We start from the raw sequence: 25010 nt of genomic DNA on the forward strand, positions 1-25010 counted from the left end.
GGGCTCTCTCACTCTCGCCACCTCCATAAGCGGGCCGATGTTCTTTCAATCGTTGCCGGTAGTCCGGCAGCTGATCGGCATCAGTCCCCAAAAATCAACACGGGCAAACCCGCAGCAATCCCCGAATAGTCCCCCAGAAGCGGAACCTTTCGTCCGCGATTGTGGCATCAGTACGCCTTTATTAAGGATTCTGCGCCTTTGCCGGGAGTTCCGCAACGTGCCGCTAGGGCAACAAATGTACAATGAATATTACAATATTACATTAGACCGTGATTGAATGGGATCGCGGCGGCCGATTCTCTTCCCGCCTAGTTGTGTCGAAAGCGGATTCACACGACGCGCTTCAGGTTTTATTTCTTGCCTGGCGTTCCCCCGAAACCGGGAGCCGATTTTAGGCGGCCTCCATTAGATCCTGTCGCGCAGCGCGAACCAGTTGAGCGCCAGGAACAGCAGTGGCGCGCGGAAGCGCCGGCCGCCGGGGAATGGCGGGATTTTCAGGTCTTCGATCAGCTTCAGCCGGTCGCGATTGCCGGCAACGGTTTCGGCATAGAGCTTGCCGAAGAAGTTCGACAGCATGACCCCATGGCCAGAATAGCCGCCGGCCGAGATCACATTGGGCATGACTTCGCGCACGAATGGCTTTCTCGGCACGGTGATGCCGACATAGCCGCCCCAGCCATGGGTGATCTCGACATCGCTGAGCGCCGGATAGAGCTCCGCGATCTGACGGCGGATATGGATGTGGATGTCCTTCGGATCGTTAACGCCGTAGACCTCCCGCCCGCCGAACAGCAATCGCCCATCCCGCGACTTGCGGAAATAGCGCACCACGAAGCGGGAATCGTCGACCGATTCGCCGCCGGGCAGCACTTTCGAGCCCGACCTCAGGGGCACGGTCGCACCGATGAATGACCCGATCGGCATGATGTGCGCCGCACTCACCGGCTCGAGCGTGCCGCCATAGGCATTGACCGCGATCAGGCACTTTTGGGCCGATATCGTACCCTTCGGCGTGGAAACCTTCACCTTGCCGCCGGTGGAAATGATGCCGGTCGATGGCGTCCCTTCGAACAGCTGCGCGCCTGCCTGTGCCGCTACGCGTGCCGTGCCGATCACCAGTTTCATGGGATGGATATGGCCGGTGCCGGTGTCGCGCGTGCCGCCGAAATAGGCGGTCGAGCCCAGCCGCTCCGCCGTCTCCTTCGCGTCCATGAAAGAGATGTGCGGATAGGAAAACCGGCCGGCCATGATCTCGGCATGCGCCTTGTAGTCGTCGACATAGCGCGGCTTGTGCGCCACCGAGAGCTGGCCCGGCATGTAGTCGATATCGATCTGGTTGGCGGCCGCGAATTCGATGAGATGTGCCTTCGCCTCCTCGGCAAGATCGAACAGCGCCTTGGCGCGGGAGAAGCCGTATTCCGCCTCCAACTCCTCGGCCCAGGCGCGCTGGCCGGTGCCGAGCTGCCCGCCATTGCGACCGGACGCGCCGTCACCGAAACGGTAGGCTTCGATCAAAACGACATTGGTCCCAGCCTTGGCAAGATGCGTTGCCGCCGCCAGCCCGGTAAAACCGCCGCCAATGATGACGACATCGCAGCTCCGGTCGCCGTCGAGCGCCGGATATTCAGGCCGCGGACCCGCAGTATCCTCATACCAGGAACGGCCGGGAGAAATGGGGGATTGGTAGGGCATGATGCTCATAGGGGAGTAGGGGAGTAGGGGAGTAGGGGAGTAGGGGAGTAGGGGAGTAGGGGAGTAGGGGAGTCTATTCCGGAGACAATTTACGGATCAAAAGCCGCAAGAGCTTTCCCACACTTTCGGCACTGGCCAACAACGAAGCTGTTGTTTTTTCCGAGGCGATGCCGGTCCTCTCCGCGACAATAAGTTGCGTTTCCAATTCTTTCAGCGATCCTTGAGCAATGCGAAGAAACTGTTGATAGGAGCCACGGACTTCCCTGCCATACCCTCGGCAATGTTTGCCGGTACCGAGCTTGCCGAGCGTCGAACTTGGCTGGTCAGCCCATAGGGTTCCTCTTTGGGCCATGATTTCGTGGAGCCATACACAGCCACTGCAAGGTCCATCGCTTGCTGCCAAACTAGCAAGTCCTTGTAGGAACCTGTTTTCTCGGCCATCTGCCCCTACTCCCCTACTCCCCTACTCCCCTATTCCCCTATTCCCCTAAACATTAAGCAACAAATACTCCCTCTCCCACGGACTGATCACTTCCATGAACGTCTCGAATTCCGCTCGCTTGATCGCCGCATAGGTTGCGGCGAACGACTTGCCCAGCAGCGCGCAGAGTTCCTCGTCTCCCTCGAACAGGTCGACGGCTTCGAGCAGGCTGCGCGGCAGGTCGATCTCGTCCGCGTTGGCGGTCGTCAGCACCGGCGGCTCGGCCTTGATCTTCCTGGTGATGCCGATCAAGCCGCAGGCAAGCGAGGCCGCCAGTGCCAGATAGGGATTGGCATCGGAGGACGGGATGCGGTTTTCGACGCGCCGCGCCGCAGGGTCGGAACGCGGCACGCGGAACGCCGTGGTGCGGTTGTCATAGCCCCATTTGTTGTTGACCGGAGCCGAGGCCGCCTGTGTCAGCCGGCGGTAGGAATTGACATAGGGCGCGAACATCACCAGCGCGTTCGGCACGTGCTTCTGCATGCCGCCGATGAAGTGGAAGAAGTCCTCGGTTTCCGAGCCGTCCTCGGACGAAAAGATATTCTTGCCCGTCTTCTTGTCGATGATCGACTGGTGGATATGCATGGCCGAACCCGGCTGGCCCTGGATCGGCTTGGCCATGAAGGTCGCATAGATCTCGTGTTTCAGCGCGGCTTCGCGAATGGTGCGCTTGAACATGAACACCTGGTCGGCGAGTTCGATCGGATCGCCATGGCGCAGATTGATCTCGAGCTGGCCGGCGCCCTCTTCATGGATGAGCGTGTCGATCTCCAGGCCCTGGCTTTCGGAGAAATGATAGATGTCGTCGATGAGTTCGTCGAACTCGTTGACGCCGGCGATCGAATAGCCGGCGCCGCCGCCGATCGCCCGTCCGGACCGGCCGACGGGCGGGGTGAGCGGATAATCCGGGTCGGGATTCTTGCGCACCAGGTAGAATTCGATCTCGGGTGCGACCACCGGCTTCAGCCCAAGCCTGTCATAGGCGGCGATGACGCGTTTCAGCACATTGCGCGGCGTGAATTCGACCGACCGGCCGTCCTGGTGGACGAGGTCGCAGATCACGGCGGCCGTCGGGTCTTCTTCCCAGGGCACCACCGTCAGCGTCGACAGATCCGGCATCAGCTTGAGGTCGCCGTCATCTTCGGGATAGTGGAAGCCGTTGCCGTCCTCGGGGTAGCCGCCGGAAATCGTCGTCATGAAGACAGCCGAAGGCAGCGCGAGCGAGGTGTTGGAGGTGAATTTCTTCGACGGCATCATTTTGCCGCGTGCCACGCCAGCCTGATCAGGCGTGATGCATTCGATATCCTCGATGCCGCGCCATTCCAGCCATTCGCTGACTTCCTTCCAGTTCTTCACGCCACGCAGGTTTTTCACGAAGGCAGGCGTACGGGCGCGTCCTCCGCGGCTCGACGGACGGACTTCCTTTTTTGCAGGCGGCATCATTCACCAGATTGGGTTGCGGATTTCGAAGTATAGCCGTGCGCCGCTGTGGAAGGGAAGGGGAGCCGCCGCCCGCATTTGCCGCCGCGGTTGAAAAGAGCCCGTGGATTGGCCTAGGGTCGGCCTGCCCTGCACACAAGAAGTCGACGATGCGAACCAATAGCGAAGTGACCACGATAGGCTTCGACGCCGACGACACGCTTTGGCAGAACGAACAGTTCTTCCGCATGACGGAGAAGCGCTTCGCCGCCATGCTCGCCGAGCACGGCGAGGAAAAACAGATCTCGGACCGACTGCTCGAGGCCGAACGGCGCAACCTTGCCGTTTATGGCTTCGGCATCAAGGGATTTACGCTGTCGATGATCGAAACGGCGATCGAGGTCACCGACGGGCGCGTGCCGGCTTCGGTCATAGCGGAGATTCTCGATGCCGGCCGCGAGATGCTGAGCCACCCGATCGAGGTCTTGCCGCATGCGCGCGAGGCGGTGGAGAAACTCGCCGGCGCGTTCCGCATCGTGCTCATCACCAAGGGCGACCTCTTCGACCAGGAGCGCAAGCTGGCCGGGTCCGGCCTCGGCGATCTGTTCGACGCGGTCGAGATCGTCAGCGACAAGACTGCCGCGACCTATGCCCGCCTCTTCAGCCGCCACGGCGACGGTCCCGCAAAAAGTATGATGGTCGGCAATTCACTGAAATCGGACGTGGTGCCGGCCATCGAGGCCGGCGGTTGGGGCGTCCACGTGCCGCACGAACTGACCTGGGTTCTCGAGCATGTCGAGGCGCCGGTCGCCGAGCCTCGGTTCCGCCAGATATCCGACCTCGGGCAATTGCCTGGGCTGGTCGAAAGCGTCATGAAGTGAGGCCGATCGTCGGCCTCAACTGTTTGTTTTCACACAATTCCGGACGGAAAGCCGTTGCTGACCTCTTCCCGGAAATGTCTTAGCGGCCGATCAGGCGATCGATCACCGGCTGCAGCCGTTCGGGTGTGATCGGCTTGGCCACCACCACATCGATGATATCAGACAGGCCCAGGCTCTCCGGCGTGCCATTCTTGGTTGAAAGCAGGATCACGGGAGGAAACGATCTGCCCGAGGCACGCCGCAACGCTTCGATGCCGGACATCAGATTGTCGCAGTCCTTGTTGTCGGGGCCGCCGTCCAGCACAATCGCGCCGGGCACGAGCGACCGCAATGTCCTCACCGCCATGTCGGGCGCTTCCGAGATCGGTCTGAGCCCGGAACGCTCGACAATCTTCGACACCACCACGCGATTGATTGGCGATTTTCCGACGACAAGCACCTGCGAAGGATCGTGGATCGTCTCGCTGCTTGAACCTCGGGTTCCCAGATTCGGATGTTTTGCGGTCTCGCCGTCACGATTCACACGGCACCCAAGTCGGCCAAGAACTCGCTCCCATTTCAATGCAGAGTTGAAATCCGAGCGACAATTGGCGTGAGATCGCGCCCCATGTCAAGTTGAAATAAAAGGCCTTGGGAAGGTCGCCTCCAACAGTGGAGTCAAGCAACGGTACTGTACTGCCCTGTCCACGGATTGGTTGCATGAAAATAAAATTCACCTGCGCAAACACTGCGCAGGTGAACGGCCGGTTGCAATGATTTCGAGTCAGCCATGGCTCTGCTGCGTGACGATCACCGGGATCAGCAGATCGCCCCAATTGCCGTCGCCGCCATGGTGCCGGGCCGAGCGCACCAGTTCCACCGAAACGCCCGCCTCGACCGCCTTCATCACCGACTGGTTCAGCCTGTGCAGGTCGTTGGCCAGCATACGGATCGTCGCCTGCTGGTCGACGGTCATTGTCGTCGATTGTTCCTCTGCCCGTTCCTTGACGCGGCTTATCGATGCCATTGGTCTTCTCCTGTGTCTGAAGCCCTGTTGGGCGTTTCCTCGGTGTTTCCTGTTCGGCTATTCGGCGGCCGGCCTGAACTGTGCGTGCTCGGTCGATTCATGCATGGCCGTTGTCGACGACTTGCCGCCGGTGATCGCCATCGAGACGGCGTCGAAATAGCCGGTGCCGACCTCGCGCTGGTGCTTGGTCGCGGTGTAGCCGTTGGCTTCCGCGGCGAACTCGGCTTCCTGCAACTCCGAATAGGCCGCCATCTGCCGTGCCTTGTAGCCACGCGCCAGTTCGAACATGCCGTAGTTGAGCTGATGGAAGCCGGCGAGCGTGATGAACTGGAACTTGTATCCCATGGCGCCGAGTTCCCTCTGGAATTTGGCGATCGTCGCGTCGTCGAGGTTCTTCTTCCAGTTGAAAGACGGCGAGCAATTATAGGCCAGCAGCTTGCCCGGATGGTGCCTGCGCACCCCTTCGGCGAATTTTTTGGCCTGCGCCAAATCGGGCTTCGAGGTCTCGCACCAGATCAGGTCGGTGTGAGGCGCATAGGCGACGGCCCGCGCGATGCACGGCTCGATGCCGTTCCTGACCTGGTAGAAACCTTCGACCGTACGCCCGGCATCGTAGTCGACGAAGGGCTGGTCGCGCTCGTCGATATCCGATGTCAGAAGCTTCGCGGCTTCCGCGTCGGTGCGCGCAACGACCAGCGTCGGCGTGCCCATCACGTCCGCCGCCAGCCGCGCCGCGTTGAGGTTGCGGATGTGCGCCGCGGTCGGGATCAGCACCTTGCCGCCGAGATGGCCGCACTTCTTTTCCGACGCCAGCTGGTCCTCGTAGTGGACGCCGGCCGCACCCGCCTCGATGAACGCCTTCATGATCTCGAAGGCGTTGAGCGGCCCGCCGAAGCCGGCTTCCGCATCGGCGACGATCGGTGCGAACCAGGTCTCGACCGAAAGCCCCTCGCCCTCGGAGGTCTCGATCTGGTCGGCACGCTGCAAGGTGCGGTTGATGCGCTTGACCAGTTCGGGCGCCGCATTGGCCGGATAGAGCGATTGATCGGGATACATGGCGGACGCGGTGTTGGCGTCTGCCGCGACCTGCCAGCCCGAAAGGTAGATCGCCTTCAATCCGGCGCGCACCTGCTGCATCGCCTGATTGCCGGACATGGCGCCGAGCGCATTGACGAAGTCCTCCTCGTGGATGAGCTTCCACAGCCGGTTGGCACCCATTTCGGCGAGACTCTGGCGGATCTGCACCGACCCGCGCAGCCGCTTCACATCCTCCGGCGAGTAGGGACGCTCGATGCCGTCGAAGCGACCTTCAGGTGCCGAGGGAACGAGGTTGTAAAAATCAGTCATGTGTCACTCCGAAGGATTGCTGCGCTTGTGGCCGGCGGCCAATCGTTGGCTCGTTGGAATGTGACTGAATTTACATTTCGGCGCGGAATGAGCCAGATAAATCAACAAACGTGGTGGAACATAAGGGAAAATCTGTATTGTGTTTGACAGAGAGCTTCTGTAAAGTTGTCATGATTGTAAAGGCGTCGGGCGACGTGGGTTTGCCACGAGCTGTGTAAATTCTTGTCAAGGCTAGTCGATGGCCGATCAGAAAATCTTCGCCGGACCGCGCATTCGCCGCATCCGCAATGCCAAGGGCCTGACCCAGACGGCGATGGCCGAGGGGCTCGGCATCTCGCCGTCCTATCTCAACCTGATCGAGCGCAACCAGCGCCCGCTGACGGTCCAGCTGATCCTTAAGCTGGCGTCCGTCTACAAGGTCGATCCGCACGAATTGCAGGGCGAGGCAAGGGGCTCGGTCGCGGCCTTGAAGGAGGTGTTCACCGACCCGCTGCTGGTCGGCGAATTGCCGGGTGACCAGGAACTGATCGAGCTGGCCGAGGCGGCGCCGAATGCTTCCGCCGCGGTGATAAAACTGTTCCGCGCCTATCGCGAGCAGGCCGAGCGCCTGTCCGACCTCAACGAGCTTTTGGCGCGCGAGGGCCGGGCGACGGCGCTTTCCGGTGCCCGCCTGCCGATCGACGAGGTGCACGAAATCTTCGAGCGGCGGCCGAACCATTTTGCGGCACTCGAGGAGGAGGCCGAGGCGTTCACATCAGTGCTTGATGCCGGCGACGATTTGTCCGGCGCGCTCAAGGCCTGGCTGAAGCGCGAATACGGCATCGTGGTCAAGGTCCTGCCGGTCGCCACCATGCCGAACTGGCGCCGCCGCTATGATCGCCACTCGCAGCGCCTGTTCCTGTCCGAGCGGCTGTCGCCGTTCGACCAGTTGCGTGAGGTGGCGATGGAGGCCTGCCTGATCCGCATGACGGTCGCGGTCGCCGGCGAGATCCAGGCGCTCAAGCCGAGCACGGACGAGGCCCGCCGTCTCGCCCGCTTCGAACTCGGCCGCTATGCCGCGCATGCGCTGATGATGCCTTACCAGGCCTTTCACGCCGCCGCCGTTCGCGCCCGCTACGATATCGATGTCCTGCGCTCGCGCTTCGGCGTTTCCTTCGAGCAGGCGGCGAACCGGCTGACCATGCTGCAGCGTCAGGGCGCGTCTGGTGTGCCGTTCTTCATGCTGGAGGTCGACAATGCGGGAAACCGCTTCCGCCGGGCCGGCAGCCAGGGCTTTCCGCACAGCCGCTTCGGCGGTGGCTGCCCCAAGCTGCCCGTGCATGTCGCCTTCTCCCAGCCCGGCCAGGTCTTCGTCGAGGCGGTGGAAATGCCCGACGGCGCCGAGTTCCTGTGCATCGCGCGCACGCTGGAAGGGCCGCAAGGCGCGTTCTCCGAACGACCGCGCCGCACGGCGCTGCTGCTCGGCTGCGACATCGGCTTTCGCGACGACATCGTCTATGGCGCGGCATTGCCTGGCGCAGGCGCAAAGGCTGGGCCGGGCACTGTCGCGGCAACGCCGGTCGGACCGGCCTGCCGGCTTTGCGAACGTGTCGGCTGCCTGGCGCGTGCCGAGCCGCCGGTGACGCGCCCGCTCGGCCTCGACGAGATGGTGACGGGCCTGAGCGCCTTCGATTTCCAGTAACGCGGCAGCAAAGGTGCCACAATCGTCGCCGGTGTCTGGATCACCCGCTGCTCAAGTCTTTGCGTTACGCGAACAGAGCAGTTTTTTGTCGTCCCTTGCGCATCGTCCCGTCCACAAAAGCTCGACAGTCGCGCCCATGACAGACGCAGCATCATCACCGAACCTTGTTACCTCGACAGTCTCGCCGCGCGAGGAGCGCGTCGGCATGCTTTTGGTCTTCCTGTCGGCGCTGATGTGGAGTTTTGGCGGCACCATCGCTCGTTTCATCACCGTCGGCGACAGCTGGACGGTTATCTTCTGGCGCTCCGTTTGGGCCGCCGCCTTCCTGCTCTCGTTCATGGCCTGGCGAGACGGCTGGCGCGGCATGTTGAGATCGTTTCGCGACATGGGCCTGCCCGGCCTTGCCGTGGGGTTCTGCTTCGCCATCGCGTCGACTTCCTTCGTCGTGGCGCTCGCCTACACCACGGTCGCCAACATCCTCTTGATGCAGGCCGGCGTGCCGCTTCTGGCGGCACTGTTTGCCTGGGCGTTGTTTCGCGAACGGGTCGGTGCCGTGACCTGGATGGCAATTGCCGCCGTCATCGCCGGCGTCGCCATCATGGTGTCGGAATCGCTCGATGGCGCCGTCTCGCCCATAGGCGACGGGCTGGCGCTGCTGATCGCGTTCATGTTCTCGATCGCCACCGTCATCACAAGGCGGTTCTCCAGCGTGAGGATGACGCCGGCGACCTGTCTCGGCACCATCCTGGCCGCGGGCCTTGCCGCCTCGCAGGCATCGACCTTCACGGTCTCGGCAGGCGACATGGGCTTTCTCTTTGCTTTCGGCGTGGTCAATCTCGGCATCGGCCTCGCCTTCTTCGCCACCGGCGCGCGCCTGATCCCGGCCGCCATCGCGGCACTGCTCGGCACGTTCGAGCCGATTCTTGGGCCTATATGGGTCTGGCTCATCCATTCCGAGGTGCCGTCCGGGCGCACCATCATCGGCGGCGCGGTGGTGGTCACGGCGCTGCTTGTCCATATCGGGCTCGAGTTCAAGCGCCAGGCACGGCCGAGACGCGCTGGGGTCACCGGGGTGCCGTCGCCTAATTGATGCGGCGCTAAAGCTTTGCCATTGACAACGTCACTGCCGCCCGGGCAGGCTGGGACCTCGGCAACAACAAGACAGGCTTATCTTGCCAAGTCTCCCTGCCGGTCAGATCGAGACCGGACCAAGTTTCTGTATTTCTGTCCGCGCGGCGGCGAAAGCTTCTGACGGCGCCGTGATTCCTCCCAGCCCGGGACGGCTGCGCGGCCGCAAGCAGCGCTTGTTGTGCCTTGGAAACCTCAATAGTCTGAAGCAAATGCCCGGCCGCGCACAAGTCGCGACGAGCCGGCGATGGAACACTCACCAAAGGAGAATAGCATGATCCGCAAAGCGCTCTGGCTTTCGGCGACCTCGGTATTTCTGACATTGTTCACGCCCGCCGGACATGCCGAGGACCGCGTCGTCAATGTCTTCAACTGGTCCGATTATATCGACCCGACGATCATCGACGACTTCACCAAGAAGACCGGCATCAAGGTCGTCTACGACACCTTCGATTCCAACGAGATCCTGGAAACCAAGCTGCTTGCCGGCGGCAGCGGCTATGACGTCGTCGTGCCGAGCGGCAACTTCCTCGCTCGCCAGATCCAGGCCGGTGTGTTCCAGAAGCTCGACAAGTCGAAGCTGCCGAACCTCTCCAACATGTGGGACACGGTTTCCCAAAGAACCGCCAAATACGACCCGGGCAATGAGTATTCGATCAACTACATGTGGGGCACGGTCGGTATCGGCTACAACATCAAGAAGGTGCAGGCAGCGCTCGGCACCGACAAGATCGACAGCTGGGACGTGTTCTTCAATCCCGAAAGGCTCGCCAAGCTGAAGGACTGCGGCGTCTACGTGCTGGATTCGCCGGCCGACATCATTCCGGCGGCGCTGAAATATATCGGCCTCGACCCGAACAGCACCTCGCCCGACGACATCGCCAAGGCCGAGGACGCGCTGATGAAGGTCCGCCCCTTTATCAGGAAGTTCCACTCGTCCGAGTACATCAATGCACTCGCCAATGGTGACATCTGCCTGGCGGTCGGCTGGTCGGGTGATGTGTTCCAGGCCCGCAACCGCGCGGTCGACGCCAAGCAAGGCGTCGAGATCGGCTATTCCGTGCCGAAGGAAGGCGCCCAGATGTGGTTCGACCAGATGGCCATTCCGGCCGATGCGCCGCATGTCGCCGAAGCGCATGAATTCCTCAACTACATGATGACGCCGGAAGTGATCGCCAAATCGTCGAATGCCGTGCTCTACGCCAACGGCAACAAGGCGTCCCAACAGTTCGTCGACAAGGCGCTGCTGACCGATCCGGCGGTCTATCCTGACGACGCGACCTTGCAGAAGCTCTATACGGTCTCGCCGTACGATCCCAAGACCCAGCGTGTCATCACCCGTACCTGGACCAAGATCGTCACCGGCCAGTAAGCCATATGACACGACCCCGGCAGCTGGCTGCCGGGGTTGCTTTCTGTTGGGACATCAAAAACAGCACGGAGTGGGATATGAAATCGCTTGGCAGCATCCGCAGGGATTTCACGCCATGGAACGACCCGAGCGCCAGGCCATATATACAGTTCGAGAACGTCACCAAGAAGTTCGGTGACTTCACCGCCGTCAACAATTTGTCGCTGGCCATCTTCGAGCGCGAGTTCTTCGCCTTGCTCGGTGCCTCGGGTTGTGGAAAGTCGACTCTGCTCAGGATGCTTGCCGGCTTCGAGGAACCGACCGCCGGCCGCATCCTGCTCGACGGCCAGGATCTGCGTGGCATCCCGCCCTATCGGCGGCCAGTCAACATGATGTTCCAGTCCTATGCCCTGTTCCCGCATATGACGGTCGAGAAGAACATTGCCTTCGGCCTCAAGCAGGAAGGCATGCCCAGTCCCGATATCGAAAAGCGCGTCGCCGAGATGCTGAAGTTGGTCAAGCTCGAGCAGTTCGCCAAGCGCAAGCCGCACCAGCTCTCCGGCGGTCAGCGCCAGCGCGTCGCGCTTGCGCGCTCGGTCGCCAAGCGGCCGAAGGTACTGCTGCTCGACGAGCCGCTCGGCGCGCTCGACAAGAAGCTGCGCGAGGAAACCCAGTTCGAATTGATGGATTTGCAGCAGGAGCTCGGGCTGACCTTCGTCGTCGTCACCCACGACCAGGAAGAGGCGATGACCATGGCCGATCGCATTGCCATCATGGACAAGGGCGAGGTCATGCAGGTGGCGACGCCGGCGGAAGTCTACGAGGCCCCCACGTCGCGCTTCGTCGCCCATTTCGTCGGCAATGTGAACATGTTCGAGGGCAAGGTCGCCGAGCGGTCGGCCAACACCACACGCATCACCGGGTCGAGCGGAGCCCAGATCGTTGTCGAGAACAGCGGCGCCGCTGCCGCCAATGCCGATATCGTCTTCGCCATCAGGCCGGAGAAGATCAAGGTCTCGTCAAAAAAGCCGGCCGATGCCGTCAACGCGCTGCAAGGCGAAGTCTACGACATCGCCTATCTCGGCGACATGACCGTCTATCACGTCAGGCTGGACGACGGGCAAATCGTGCGGGCAAGCGCCTTGAACGCGGCGCGCGTGACCGAGGATCCGCTGACCTGGAACGACCGCGCCTGGGTGTCCTTCCGGCCCGACGCCGGCGTCGTGCTGGCGCGGTAGTGGCTGATATGTCCAACATCGCCGTCACCGATGCCGCTATGCCATCGACTGCCGCCAAGCCGTTCCTGACGCGCCTGGGCGCCGGTTTCGTCAACCGGCTCGTCATCATCGTCCCCTATCTCTGGCTGCTATTCTTCTTTCTCATCCCCTTCGTCATCGTCTTCAAGATTTCGCTGTCGCAGACGGCGATCGCCATGCCGCCCTACACACCGGTGCTCGATTTCAGGGAGGGTATTTCCGGCTTTTTCGAAAGGTTCCGCAATCTCAACTTCGACAATTACGTCTGGCTGACGCAGGACGCGCTCTATTTCAAGGCTTACGTCACCAGCCTGATCATCGCTGCCATTTCGACGGTGCTGACGCTGCTGGTCGGCTATCCCATCGCGTACGGCATGGCGCGTGCGCCGGCCACCATCCGCCCGACATTGCTGATGCTGGTCATCCTGCCGTTCTGGACGTCGTTCCTGATCCGCGTCTATGCCTGGATCGGGATCCTCAAGCCCGAAGGCCTGCTCAACCAGCTGCTCTTGTCGCTGCACATCATCAACCAGCCGCTGGTCATCCTCAACACCTACACGGCAATCTTCATCGGCATCGTCTATTCCTATTTGCCGTTCATGGTGCTGCCGCTCTATTCGTCGCTGGAAAAGATGGACTATTCCCTGATCGAGGCGGCCAAGGATCTCGGCTGCCCGCCGACATCAGCCTTCTGGAAGATCACCTTCCCGCTGTCGCTGCCCGGCGTCATCGCTGGCTGCCTGCTGGTGTTCATCCCGGCCGTCGGTGAGTTCGTCATCCCCGATCTGCTCGGCGGATCGCAGACGCTGATGATCGGCAAGACGCTCTGGAACGAGTTCTTCGCCAACCGTGACTGGCCGGTCTCGTCGGCCGTCGCCGTCATCCTGCTGCTGCTGCTGACCGTGCCGATCATGCTTTTCCAGCAGGCACAGGCCAGGGCCCAGGAGCAGGACAAATGAACACCACCTGGAGCCGCTTCAACGTCACTTCGATCGTGCTGGGCTTTGCCTTTCTCTACCTGCCGATCGTGCTGCTCATCGTCTTCTCCTTCAACGAATCCAAACTCGTCACCGTCTGGGGCGGCTTCTCGACCAAATGGTACGTGTCGCTGTTCCACAATCAGGGCCTGATGGATGCCACCTGGGTCACGGCGCGTGTCGGCGTGATTTCGGCAACGGTGGCGACGGTGCTCGGCACGCTGGCGGCGCTGACCCTGACGCGCTACACGCGGTTCAGGGGCAGGGTGCTGTTTTCCGGCATGGTCTTCGCGCCGCTGGTCATGCCGGAAGTCATCACCGGCCTGTCGCTGCTGCTGCTCTTCGTCGCCATCGGTCTCGACCGCGGCTTCTTCACGGTGACGCTTGCCCACATCACGCTCACCATGTGCTTCGTGGCGGTCGTCGTGCAATCGCGTCTGGTTTCCTTCGACCGTTCGCTGGAGGAGGCGGCGATGGATCTCGGCGCAACGCCGGCGAAGACCTTCTTCCAGATCACGCTGCCGGTCATCCTGCCGGCGATCGTGTCCGGCTGGATGCTGGCTTTCACCCTTTCGCTCGACGATCTGGTCATTGCCAGCTTCACCTCGGGGCCGGGTGCCACGACGCTGCCGATGAAGATCTACAGCCAGGTCCGTCTCGGTGTGACGCCGGAGATCAATGCCGCCTGCACCATCCTGATCGCCGTTGTCGCGGTCGGCGTCATCCTCGCTTCGATCGCCAACAAGCGGCGCGAGGTGCAGCGCCAGCTCGACGAACGGGCCGCGCAGCGCGGGTGAGCAGGATCCGAAAAGCATGCCCTCGGGCCTGACCCGAGGATGGAAGCCGGTTTTCGGATAAGATCATGTCAACTTAACGAAACCGCGTGGCTATTCGCCCGAAACGCCGCGGCTTATCGGTGAAATGAACGGCGTGCTCCACGTTCCGCCGACGAAGAAGGATGACTGGTTCGGCCCCTGCTGGCCGTTCTTCTGCGCCGCCGTCTGGTCTGGCTGGATGACGCCGCCGGACAGTGCCAGCCCACGCCCCGCATAGGAGGCGATGCCGGAAAGCCAGATCTTGTTTTTCGCCGAATTGGCCTCGGCCTTGTCCAGCCTCGCCACGCCTCTCGAAATGGTTGCCTTCACTTCGGCGCCGTCTATCGGCAATGTCCCGTCCGAAACGTCGTCGAGCGCGAAGAAGCCGCCCTGTTCGGTATGTTTGAGAAAGGCCGGCAGGTTGAACTTGCTGAGCGCGCCTGGGCCGAAGGTCGCCGAGACCGAGCCGTCCGCGTTCTCAAAGATCGAATCCCAGGTCCTGCCCGGTCCCTTGAGGATGACCGAAACGGTGCCGGTGCCGACCGGCACCAGCCGGGTCATTCCGGCCGCCGTGCCGAATGCGCCGCCATCGACATCTGACGCAAGCAGCCGGATTTCGACTTGGGTCCCCTCGGGCTTACGGTCGAAGCGGAGGCTGGTCTGGATGTTGCCGCCAAAGGCCGAGGCATCGGAGATGTCGAAGACGGAAAGGCCATCCTTGACCTGGGCGGTGGCGGCGACATCGGCTAGCTGGATGGCACCCGCCGTGGCATGCGCCGCCGACAGCCTGAGGTCGAGGTTGACGCGGTCGGCGAAATTTGTGTCGGCGTCACCTGGTCCAGCCCCGCTCGCCGGTCCCAGCGGCGTGAAGGCGGACAAAAATGATCTGAGGTCGAGCGTGTCGAAGGCGAGCGTGCCCGAGATCACCGGCTGTGCGTCGCCGAGCGACAGGTCCAGCGCGCCCATACCCGGATTGTTGTCCAGCGACAGCGCGGTGTTCTCGAACTTGACGCGCCCGGCCGACGCGGTGACCTTGCTCGAAATGCTGACGGAGCCGATCGCCGCACTCGGAGCGATGCCGGCTTGCGACCATTCCAGCACGCGGCGCAGCGAAGGGGCCGCGAACTTCACCTGGCCGTCGAAATAGGCGTTTTCGGACATGCTGGCCGTGCCGTCGAAGGAGAAGGTGGCGGGCGCGGCCTTGAAGGACAGGGTGAGCGGCGCCATGCCGCCGGCAAACAGCACCAGCGGCTTCGGCGAGGCGGCATCGACGGTCACGCTTTCGCCGCGCCAGATTCCGGTTGCCGACAGCGTCGCATTGCTGTTCATCGCCGCCCATGTCGCCTGGCCGCTAAGGCTGCTCAGGATCTCCACGTCCTTGCCGTTCACGGACGCAACCATGCGGCCATCCCTGAACTCCACCGTACCGAACGTGTCGGCGGGCAGCTTGTCGAGATCGGGCTTGGCAGGATCGGCACTGACCACGCCGCGCGCCGCATCGATGGAACGCGCGATGCGGCCGCCGGTCGGCGCCGTGGGCAGGAACAGACCGTCCGCCGTTCGCTGCACCCGGATCGTCGGCCGCACCAGCCGTGCCGTGGAGAACTCCACGTCGCCACGCAATGCCGCCATGGCCGAGAGGTCGACCTCGACCCGTTCAGCCTCGACGACTGGCGACGCGTCGGTATCCGTCCACTTCGACAGCGTCACATCGGTCAGGATTGCGCGGAATTTCGGCCAGACCTCAATCCGCGGCGAGCCATCGATGGCGACCCGGAACCCGCTCCAGGCGCTCATTTCCCAGGCGATGCGATCGCGCACGATGCGCGTCGAGGCAATCAGCGGCAGGGCGGCGACCACCAGAGCGATGACGATCACGGCAGCGCCGATCGCCCATACTCCGCGGCGGATCAAGGATGATGGCATATCGCCCCGTATGCTTCCATTCCGATAAAAATCGTCCGACGGGTATAACCCAGTCGTCACACGACTTCCGGTCGTCACCACGACTTCCAGTCGTCAGTACGACTTAGGGCTGACGCATTTCAAGTCTTTATGGCCCGGCGATGGCATTTGCGCACACCCGACCGCTTGCGCCCAACAAAATCTTGCTCTGCTGCGCTGCGATATGCATAAGCGATGACGACCGTGGGAGGATCGATCATGGCTGCCGAAGTACCGCTCTGGACGCCGACGCAAGACCAGATTGACGCTTCGCCATTGACTGCCTTCCTCAAGGCCGCGGAAGCGAAAGCCGGCGCCACATTCTCCTCCTATGCCGAGCTTCACCGCTGGTCGGTCGAAGACCGCGAGGCGTTCTGGAGCCTCGTCTGGGATTTCTGCGGCATCGTCGGCGACAAGGGGACCGATCGGCGCGAGCACGTGCTCGCCGATGGCGACAAGATGCCTGGCGCCTCTTTCTTTCCCGACGCCTCGCTGAATTTCGCCGAGAACCTGCTGAAGAAGACCGGCGCGGGCGAGGCGATCGTCTTTCGCGGTGAGGACAAGGTCGAGCGGCGGCTGTCGTGGAACGAACTGCATGGCCTGGTCTCGCGCCTGCAGCAGCTTTTCCTGTCGCTCAAGGTGAAGAAGGGCGACCGTATTGCCGCGATGATGCCCAACATGCCGGAGACCATCGCCGCCATGCTGGCCGCTGCCTCGATCGGCGCGGTGTGGTCATCCTGTTCCCCCGATTTCGGCGAGCAGGGCGTGCTCGATCGGTTCGGCCAGATCGAACCCGTCGTCTTCATCGCGCCAGACGGCTACTGGTACAATGGCAAGGCAATCGAGGTCGCAGACAAGATCGCTGCGGTTGCGGCCAAGCTCGGCAGTGTCCGAAAGGTCCTGGTCGTCGACTATCTCGGCACCTCGGTAGACGTGGCTGCCACCATCGACAAGGCTGTGGCGATGGAGGAGGCGCTGTCGCCCTTCGCCGTCAAGCCCGTCAGCTTCGAGCGGCTGCCGTTTTCGCATCCGCTCTACATCCTGTTTTCGTCCGGAACGACAGGCATTCCCAAATGCATCGTCCATTCGGCCGGCGGCACGCTGGTCCAGCATGTCAAGGAGCACCGGCTGCATGCCGGTTTGCTCGACGGCGACCGTTTCTTCTACTTCACCACCTGCGGCTGGATGATGTGGAACTGGCTGGTGTCGGGCCTGGCCTCCGGCGCGACGCTGCTGCTCTATGACGGCTCGCCCTTCTACCCCGACGGCAATGTTCTGTTCGACTTCGCCGATGTCGAGAAGATGACCTTCTTCGGCACCTCGGCCAAGTTCATCGATTCCGTGCGCAAGGCCGGTCTCAAGCCGATCCGCAGCCATGGTCTGTCGACTGTGCGGGCGATCTCCTCCACCGGCTCACCGCTGTCGCCCGAGGATTTCCGCTTCGTCTATGACGGCATCAAGAAGGACGTGCACCTGGCTTCGGTTTCCGGCGGCACGGACATAGTCTCGTGTTTCGTGCTTGGCGTGCCGACCGAACCGGTCTGGACCGGCGAGATCCAGGGGCCCGGCCTTGGCCTCGCCGTCGACGTCTGGGACGACGACGGCAGGCCGGTCCGGCAGGAGAAGGGCGAACTGGTCTGCACCAAGGCCTTTCCGTCGATGCCGATCGGCTTCTGGAACGATCCCGACGGCAAGAAATATCGCGCGGCCTATTTCGAGCGTTTCGACAATGTCTGGTGCCACGGCGATTTCGCCGAATGGACCGTGCATGGCGGCATGATCATCCATGGCCGCTCGGACGCCACGCTCAACCCCGGCGGCGTGCGGATCGGCACGGCGGAGATCTACAACCAGGTCGAACAGATGCCGGAGATCCTGGAAGCGCTGTGCATCGGCCAGGATTTCGACAATGATGTGCGCGTGGTGCTGTTCGTGCGGCTGGCCGCGGGTGTGACGCTCGACGAGGATCTGGAAAAACGCATCCGCGCCAAGATCCGCAGCGGCGCGAGCCCCCGCCATGTGCCTGCGAGAATCGTCGCCGTCACCGATATTCCGCGCACCAAATCGGGCAAGATCACCGAACTTGCGGTGCGCGACGTGGTGCATGGCCGCGCCATCAAGAACAAGGAAGCGCTTGCCAACCCGGAAGCTCTGGAGCTGTTCAGGAACCTGCCGCAGCTCGCCCAGTGATCCCAGCCGGCATGGTTAACCAAATCTGTCACTCGAATTTACCTAGATTTCACGAGTGGTACACATTCGTAAATTTTTCGGCGAGCCGGTAAGGACTTGTTAAGGGCCGACCCCGATAGTCGCACGTAACTTGAGGGAGAAATCCCGTTCCTCAGCCCCCGGAGGATCTGAATTCGCTCAAGCCCCCGTTGTGACAGCAATCCCATCTCTTAAGGCGTCCCTTGGGCGCCTTTTCTTTTACGGGAGCGGGCTGGTTGAAAGCGGTCGCCTATTCCGCCAGCACCCGGGTCGAGGGAAAAGCAACCTCCACCAGCGTGCCTTCGCCGGGCGTCGAATTGATGGTGAAGCGGGCGCGGTTCGCTTCCACCATCGCCTTGGTCAGCGGCAATCCGAGGCCGGTGCCGTCGCCGCGTCCGCGCTTCAGCGCATTGATCTGCTTGAACGGCTTCAGCGCCTGTTCGATCTCCGCCGGGCTCATGCCGATGCCGGTGTCGCGCACACGCATGACGACATCGCCCGAGGTTTCATAAGCCGTCGAGACGATCACCTGGCCGCCGGCCTGTGTGTAGCGGATGGCATTCGACAGGATGTTGAGCGCGATCTGGCGCACGGAGCGAAGGTCGGCCACGACCTCCGGCAGCCGTGAGGCGAAACTGGAGCGGATGATGACGCGTTCGCGGTTGGCCTGCGGCTGCATCATCGCCACGGTCTCGGCCAGCGTGTCGTTGAGCGACACTGCCTCATAGGCCATCTCCTGCTGGCCGGCCTCGATCTTCGAAATGTCCAGGAGGTCGTTGACCAGATCGAGCACATGATTGCCCGAGCGGTTGATGTCGCGCAGATAGTCGCGGTAGCGGTCATTGGCGACGGGTCCGAACTTCTCGTCGACCATCAATTCGGAAAAGCCGATGATGGCATTGAGAGGCGTGCGGATCTCGTGGCTGATGCGGGCGAGAAAATCGGTCTTCTGCGAGGAAGCCCGTTCGGCCACCGCGCGCGCCTGGGTGAGATCCTCTTCGGCCCGCTTCCACTGGGTGATATCGCGCACCACGGCGCAGAATCCGCTGTCGTTGGGCAGCCGGCCGATTGTCATGAACAGCGGGATGAAGCGCCCCTGCGCTTCGCGTCCGATCACCTCGCGGCCGTCGTTCAAGACGCTCGCCACGCCGGGCTCGGACAGTCCGCTGAGATAGTCGCGCGCCGTGCGCTGGCTTTCGATGGCAAACAGCGAGGCGAACGGTTTGCCGGTCACCTCGTCGCTGTCGAAACCGAACAGCGCTTCGGCCGGGCGGCTGATCGATCGGATGGTGGCGTCACTGCCGATCAGCACGACGCCGTCGGTCGCGGTGTCGATAATGGTGCGCATCTCGGCGATGCGCGCCTTGAGCTCGGAAATGTCGGGCTGAGTCGGCTCCTCGCCGATCACATGCAGGGCTGCGGGCGCCTCGTCCTCGCCGGAACGGCGCACGACCAGCATCAATGCCTTGCCGTCGCGCCAGGGAACGGAGCGCAGGATGGCATCGATCGGGAATTCCTGGCCATCGCGCGTCTTCAGCCGCAATGCGTGGTCGCTGCTGTCGGAAGCTCCGTCATCGGCATAGGGATCGGCAAACAGCGCGCCCAGGCCGCCGGCATCTTCCAGATCCTCGAGCGCGGCGTAGCCGGTCAGGTTCAGGAACTCCTCGTTGGCATAGTGCAACTGGTCGCCCGAATGGATGAGCAGCGGCACCGGCAGCTTGCCGAGCAGCGAGGTATCGGGTGCCTTGCTCTCGTCTCCGACGGAAAACGCCGACGGCACAATCCCTTCGGTCTTGAGCGGCGGCGTTTGCAGGCGTGGTCGTCCGGCATGGCTCTCGACGGCGCCGCCGGCGCTTTCACCGGTCTGCGCGACCGCCTGCCCATCAGGCGCGGCGGCCCCGTTGCCGTCAGCCCAGTCCTCATTGTCCTCGGCATCGCGAAAATCGGCTGATGTCATGCTGTCGTCGTCGACAGCCTCATGTGTAGCATCTGCGGCAGCCGGTTCGGCATCTGTGGCGACGGGCTCGTCACCGTCCGCGACAGGACCGGCTTCGTCGCTCCGGTCGGCATAGTCGAGCAGCGAGCCGGTTGCGCCGGGCGAGGTGTCGGTTTCCGCACGCGCCGCTTCGTCCACGCCGTCGAGCCGTGCGAGATCCGCTTCGTCCTCGGCATCCAGCTCGGTCTCGGAGGGCTCGGCCAGAATCGCGTCCTCGGGCTCTGTCGCCGTCGGGGGTTCGCCGGCATCCTGCGGCTCTTCGGGCGGCGTTGCAGCATGGTCCGCCGCCGAAACCTCGCCGGCTGCATCGACCGGAATGTCCGTCTTCGCGGTAGGCGCCTCTGCCTCCGCCACAGGTTCAGCGGATATTTCTGCCGCCAGTTCGGTTGGGCTTTCGACGCCGGGCTTTTTCGCTCGCGGCGGCTCGGCCGCCGAACTGTCCTTCTTCAGCCGCTCGCCGATCTCTCGGAAGGCACTGCGCTCCAGCGTCGACAGCCCCTTGTCGTTGGCCGGCTGCCGGTGTTCGGCCAGCCGGATCACCTTGTCGGCAAAGCGCCGTTCCGGCTTCGGCACGATGGTCAGCGCCGGCACCTCGCCCTTGAACGGATCCGCCGCCTTCGGTTCCTCGGCCTTCCGCTCTTCGGCGGGAGCTTCGATGGATTCCGGTGCTGGCGCCGCCGGCGCCTCGCCATTGGGCACCAGCGCCATGCCGATTGCTTCCGGATCGACGACCGCGTCACTGGGACGGGCAACGCCGAAGCCGCGGAAGCCTTCGAAGGCGCGGCTGCGGCCATAGACAGGCAAGGCCGCCAGGTCGACGGGGATCTTCAGGTCGGTGCCGACGACGGGCCACAGCACGGAGCGGCCGGACCAGGTGTCGCGCCGCTCCAGCAGGCCGGCGATCTCGCCGGACGCGTCAAGGCCGAAGGCCGCCGCGACATCCCTGAAGCGCCGGCCGATCACGTCGGCGGCCGGCTTGCCGACGATGTCGGCGAATTCCGGCGACAGCGTGCTGAACTTGCCCTCGGCGTCGGTGCGCCAGACGAAACGCATCGGCGCCGCCGAGCGGTCGATCGTCCGGGCGGCTGGAGTTGCCGTCGATGCGGTCGGGGAGGTGGCCTGGATGTCCGCTCTGCCACTTTCCACGGAGGCGTCGGCGACGGCTTGTCTGGTCCCTGTTTCCGGGCCGCCGGGTGTGGCAGCGTCACGCGCGGGCTGGCGGTCGTGCTCGCCGGCATTGAAATACCAATGGTCGTGCTGCGACGGCGTGCCACCTGTCGCCGGCTCATCCTGCGCTGCCGGTTTCGGGCTGTCTCCAGCGACGACCTCCGAAGGGGCGGGTTGCTGCCCGGTCTTCTCCGTCGGCGACATATCTGCCGTGGGCTGGTTGTCCTGGCGAGACTCGAACCTAGCGCCTTCGCCGTCCGGCATCGTTGCTACAGCGCCGTCAACCGCATTTTGTTCATCCGTTGAAGCCTCGTCAACGGAAGCATTGTCCTCGAGCTGGTCCTCATCGATCACCACCAGGAGATGCCGCTCCGGCGTCAGCCGGGCGAGGCCGGCGGGGTAGGATGTCTTGCCGCCCGGAACGAGGCGCTTGACGATGCGCTCGCCCTCGGCGGCAACATCGGCCACCAGAGCCGCCAGTGTCGCGGGTTCGATGTCGAGCCCTGAAAACCCGTCCGACGCGGCCTCGACATTGCCCTTGGCATCGATGAAGGCGAGGAAATGGCCGTCTTCGGTGAAACCGCTGATCGCCCGGCTGGCGATCTCGGCTGCACTGCGCGAGCCCGTCTGTACCGCCGGCACCGCCAGCATGATCGCCTTTTCGCCATCGGGCAGCGTCACGGCACTGGCGAGGAAGCCGACGGCACGGCTGGTCATGCCGGTTGCCAGCCGTACCAGGATGGCGCGATCGCTGCCGATCTCGGGAAAGCCACTGGTCGCCATGATCTGGCGGCGGGCGATCAGCGGCAATCGCGCCGAGGCTCCGATGATCGCCTCGATGTCGGGATAGCCGAACATTGCGGCGCCCGGCCCATTGGCCCAGATCACCTGCTCCAGGTCCACCGACAGGATCGCGATCGCGTCGCCGGCGGCAAAGCGCTGGCGGACCGCGTCGAGCACGGCGACGTCGAGGAAGGAATATTCGGACGGCATGCGCTTGGCGAACCCTCACGGAGCGGCGAAATTGCAGTTAACACTTTGTTAATAAAAGCCGGAGCCGCGAAGGTCCACAAGCCAGAACGTGCAAAGGCTGGAATTTCGGCTTGTGGTTAACGGCAAAAAAGAATTTTTTGTGCACTGCAACAAAGATATTGCAATGCACAAAATTTGCCTTTATATTGCCATCATACATGAACGAGACGGCTTTCTGTCAAAGCCGCTGCCGCTGAAAAGGATGGAAAATGTCCAGGACCAAGACCGCCGAGACGATCGAAAACGTTGAATTCCCGAGCTTCGACGCTTCCAAGGCTACCGACCAGATCCGCGCTTTCGCCGAAAAGGGCGTTGAGCAGTCGAAGGAGGCCTATGCCAAGCTGAAGACCGGCGCCGAGGAGACCCAGAAGGCTCTGGAGTCGACCTATGAGACCGCCAAGACTGTTTCCAGCGACCTGTCGCTCAAGACCATCGCGGCGCTGCGCGCCAATGCCGAAGCCGGCTTCTCGCATCTCGAAGCCCTGATCGGTGCCAAGTCGCTGTCGGAAGTCGTCGAGCTGCAGACCGCCTTCCTGCGCAAGCGCGTCGAGATGACCGTCGATCAGGCCAAGGACTTCCAGGCTGTTGCCTCCAAGGCGGCCGAGGACGTCTCCAAGCCGATCAAGACCGCCTTCGAGAAGGCAGTGAAAGACATTAAGGCTGCCTAATATTTGCGCATGATCGGAAGATGCAACAAAAGGTCGCATTTTCCTTAGACCGATCATGCTTATGATGGCAGCCATCAACGAATACCCGGCGGGTGGAACCTCCTCCCTCCACCTCCGGGGTGACCAGCCAGCACCTCCTCCCGCTGGCTCGTAACAGGAAAAGGCCGGCACCTCCTCCCGCCGGCCTTTTTCTTTGCCCAATGTTTCCTTGTCCGAACAATATCGCGTTTCCTTGTCCGAACGATATCGCGCCGATGTGGGCAAGTGACCTTTGCTTTGCAAAAGCCTTGAATTAAAATCCATAAGCCCGTAAGGACGCATCGCCGAACGACAGAGCGGATCAGCGGAACGAATTTCCGCCGCGATCCGCCCAGGCAAATGTGCCGTTGTAGCTCAGCTGGTTAGAGCGCCGGATTGTGGATCCGGAGGTCGCTGGTTCGATCCCAGCCAACGGTACCATCGGCTTCTCCCGTAAGCTGCTGATTTCACTCGCAAAACTTAGGCCTTTTGGCTTGGAGGATTGCTGACGAGGCAATTTTGTGTCACAAATTGTGCTACCTATTGTGATACAAAATGGTATCGGCGAGCGTGGGACGAAGGCGCGAAGAGGAAGATCCTGATCGCTACCTCCACCTGAGGGGCGGTTATTTCCATTACCGACGACGGGTCCCAACAGAGGTCAGGGGCCTCGATGAGCGCGGCGAATTCGTGCGCCGATCGCTCGACACGAAGGACAAGTCAAAGGCCAGAACCGCGCGCGACCTCCACGAGGCTGCGGATAACGGACTCTGGGCTGCATTGCTGCTTGGAGAAAATCCTCAAGCCGCGCAGGTCCGCTACAAGCTGGCCATGAAGCGGGCAGAATCGCTTGGATTCGTCTACCGGCCACTGGGCGAAATTCTCGCCTCCGAGCCGCTTGAGACCATCATGCGGCGCGTGGAGAGTATCGCTGGCGAGCCGGCAAAATCTCCCGTCGTCGACGCTGTCACCGGCATGGTGGCGCCGCCAGACGACAAGATATCCGACGCACTCCAGCTATATTTCTCCGAGATCGTCCGTGACGAGCTGCGCACGAAAAGTCCTGATCAGCGCAAGCGTTGGAAGGCCAAGCGTAAGATGAGCGTCGACGTCTTCATCGAACTGGTCGAAGACAAGCCAATGAGCCAGATCACGCGCGATGACGCGCGCAAAGTTCATAAATACTGGCTGGACCGCGTGGCACCAGAGGAGGGCGCGGGCGACCGCTCGGCGTCGACCGGCAACCGGAACATGGGCAACCTCCGAACCTTATACCGCGACTATTATCGCCATCTGGGGTTCCCCGAACAGAAAAACCCATTTGCCGACCTCTCGTTCAAAGACAAGTCAAAACGCAGTCGGCCGCCGTTCCCGACCGACTGGATTAAGGACAAGATCCTCGCACCGGGTGCTTTGACAGAACTCAATGACCAGGCCCGAGGTATCGTCCTGGCATTCATCGAAACCGGGTGTCGGCCCAGCGAACTCGCAAACCTGCATGCAGGGGTCATCCATCTCGACCACGACGTGCCGCATATCTCGGTTGAGCCGCGCGAGGATCCTGAGGATCCGCGTGAAATCAAGACGGCCTCCTCGGTGCGTAGGGTGCCGTTGGTCGGCGTAGCGCTTGAGGTATTCAAGGGGCATCCGAAAGGCTTTCCCCGCTACAAGGATCGCGAGGCTCAGTTGTCGGCCACATTGAATAAACACTTCAAGAAACACGAGCTGTTTCCGACAAGCGAGCATACTGTCTACTCGCTCCGCCATTCGTTTGAAGATCGGATGAAAAACGCCAGGCTGGACGAGGAGCTTCGGCGCATGCTGATGGGTCACACCATCGATCGTCCGAGATACGGCGAGGGCGGCGACATGAAGATGTGGCAGGAAGAACTCAGGAAGATCGCGCTGCCATTCGACCTCGCGATCGTATGACGCGCTGGCGC

Annotated in this window: 17 protein-coding genes, 1 tRNA gene and 1 pseudogene; 11 read left to right on the forward strand and 8 right to left on the reverse strand. The window is 62.4% G+C overall.

What is annotated here, in order from left to right; genetic code table 11:
* Positions 1 to 405: 405 nt before the first annotated feature.
* The 3 genes and pseudogenes from JT360_RS22575 to JT360_RS22585 form a co-directional block, all read right to left on the reverse strand.
* Positions 406 to 1692: an NAD(P)/FAD-dependent oxidoreductase gene (locus tag JT360_RS22575; protein WP_214474206.1), complete on the reverse strand. Its 1287-nt coding sequence runs from the start codon at positions 1690 to 1692 to the stop codon at positions 406 to 408.
* Positions 1693 to 1837: 145 nt separating this feature from the next.
* Positions 1838 to 2133 (reverse strand): annotated as a pseudogene (locus tag JT360_RS22580) (four helix bundle protein); the annotation flags it as partial.
* A 46-nt stretch (positions 2134 to 2179) separates the two neighbouring features.
* Entirely contained in the window at positions 2180 to 3616 is a 1437-nt protein-coding gene (locus JT360_RS22585; RefSeq protein ID WP_214474207.1) for a glutamine synthetase family protein, read from the reverse strand.
* Positions 3617 to 3762: 146 nt separating this feature from the next.
* On the opposite strand from JT360_RS22585, the gene JT360_RS22590 reads away from it, so the two are divergent.
* Positions 3763 to 4473 carry an HAD family hydrolase gene (locus JT360_RS22590; RefSeq protein WP_214474208.1) on the forward strand — a complete coding sequence of 237 codons (711 nt, stop codon included), beginning with the start codon at positions 3763 to 3765 and terminating at the stop codon, positions 4471 to 4473.
* 79 nt (positions 4474 to 4552) lie between these two features.
* Here JT360_RS22590 and JT360_RS22595 read toward each other — a convergent pair whose 3' ends face one another.
* The 3 genes from JT360_RS22595 to aceA form a co-directional block, all read right to left on the reverse strand.
* Complete coding sequence (locus JT360_RS22595; RefSeq protein ID WP_250889002.1) at positions 4553 to 4960, reverse strand: response regulator; 408 nt, start codon at positions 4958 to 4960, stop codon at positions 4553 to 4555.
* A 276-nt stretch (positions 4961 to 5236) separates the two neighbouring features.
* On the reverse strand, positions 5237 to 5479 hold the full coding sequence (locus JT360_RS22600) for an SMc00767 family acetate metabolism repressor (RefSeq protein WP_111546723.1): 243 nt from the start codon (positions 5477 to 5479) through the stop codon (positions 5237 to 5239).
* A gap of 57 nt (positions 5480 to 5536) precedes the next feature.
* Complete coding sequence (gene aceA, locus JT360_RS22605; RefSeq protein ID WP_214474210.1) at positions 5537 to 6826, reverse strand: isocitrate lyase; 1290 nt, start codon at positions 6824 to 6826, stop codon at positions 5537 to 5539.
* 238 nt (positions 6827 to 7064) lie between these two features.
* Between aceA and JT360_RS22610 the strand changes: the two genes are divergently transcribed.
* The 6 genes from JT360_RS22610 (at position 7065) to JT360_RS22635 (ending at position 14016) form a co-directional block, all read left to right on the forward strand.
* Entirely contained in the window at positions 7065 to 8507 is a 1443-nt protein-coding gene (locus JT360_RS22610; protein WP_214474212.1) for a helix-turn-helix domain-containing protein, read from the forward strand.
* Between the two features lie 136 nt (positions 8508 to 8643).
* Positions 8644 to 9597 (forward strand): DMT family transporter, encoded by a 954-nt coding sequence (locus tag JT360_RS22615; protein WP_214474215.1) that lies wholly within the window; start codon positions 8644 to 8646, stop codon positions 9595 to 9597.
* Positions 9598 to 9909: 312 nt separating this feature from the next.
* Positions 9910 to 11007, forward strand: a complete 1098-nt coding sequence (locus tag JT360_RS22620) for a polyamine ABC transporter substrate-binding protein (protein WP_214474217.1) — start codon at positions 9910 to 9912, stop codon at positions 11005 to 11007.
* Between the two features lie 77 nt (positions 11008 to 11084).
* Entirely contained in the window at positions 11085 to 12224 is a 1140-nt protein-coding gene (locus JT360_RS22625) for an ABC transporter ATP-binding protein (RefSeq protein ID WP_214474218.1), read from the forward strand.
* An 8-nt stretch (positions 12225 to 12232) separates the two neighbouring features.
* Entirely contained in the window at positions 12233 to 13201 is a 969-nt protein-coding gene (locus JT360_RS22630) for an ABC transporter permease subunit (protein ID WP_214474247.1), read from the forward strand.
* Complete coding sequence (locus JT360_RS22635) at positions 13198 to 14016, forward strand: ABC transporter permease (RefSeq protein ID WP_214474219.1); 819 nt, start codon at positions 13198 to 13200, stop codon at positions 14014 to 14016. Before JT360_RS22630 ends, JT360_RS22635 begins: the two co-directional genes overlap by 4 nt.
* A 90-nt stretch (positions 14017 to 14106) precedes the next feature.
* Here JT360_RS22635 and JT360_RS22640 read toward each other — a convergent pair whose 3' ends face one another.
* The gene (locus JT360_RS22640) at positions 14107 to 15960 is read right to left on the reverse strand and encodes an AsmA family protein (protein WP_214474220.1); all 1854 of its coding nucleotides are present in this window, start codon (positions 15958 to 15960) and stop codon (positions 14107 to 14109) included.
* Positions 15961 to 16197: 237 nt separating this feature from the next.
* Here JT360_RS22640 and JT360_RS22645 point away from each other — a divergent pair, with 237 nt between their 5' ends.
* Entirely contained in the window at positions 16198 to 18168 is a 1971-nt protein-coding gene (locus JT360_RS22645) for an acetoacetate--CoA ligase (RefSeq protein ID WP_214474221.1), read from the forward strand.
* A gap of 268 nt (positions 18169 to 18436) precedes the next feature.
* Here the strand turns inward: JT360_RS22645 and JT360_RS22650 are convergent, their stop codons facing one another.
* A complete protein-coding gene (locus JT360_RS22650; protein ID WP_214474222.1) occupies positions 18437 to 22342 on the reverse strand; it encodes a PAS domain S-box protein in 3906 nt (1301 codons plus the stop codon).
* 248 nt (positions 22343 to 22590) lie between these two features.
* Here JT360_RS22650 and JT360_RS22655 point away from each other — a divergent pair, with 248 nt between their 5' ends.
* The 3 genes from JT360_RS22655 (at position 22591) to JT360_RS22665 (ending at position 24999) form a co-directional block, all read left to right on the forward strand.
* Complete coding sequence (locus JT360_RS22655; RefSeq protein ID WP_214474223.1) at positions 22591 to 23049, forward strand: phasin; 459 nt, start codon at positions 22591 to 22593, stop codon at positions 23047 to 23049.
* A 382-nt stretch (positions 23050 to 23431) separates the two neighbouring features.
* Positions 23432 to 23508, forward strand: a tRNA-His gene (locus tag JT360_RS22660).
* Positions 23509 to 23622: 114 nt separating this feature from the next.
* The gene (locus tag JT360_RS22665) at positions 23623 to 24999 is read left to right on the forward strand and encodes a DUF6538 domain-containing protein (RefSeq protein WP_250888999.1); all 1377 of its coding nucleotides are present in this window, start codon (positions 23623 to 23625) and stop codon (positions 24997 to 24999) included.
* The last annotated feature ends 11 nt before the right edge of the window (positions 25000 to 25010 follow it).

Origin of the sequence: Mesorhizobium sp. dw_380 (assembly GCF_018588885.1) — a bacterium.
Classification (GTDB): domain Bacteria; phylum Pseudomonadota; class Alphaproteobacteria; order Rhizobiales; family Rhizobiaceae; genus Mesorhizobium.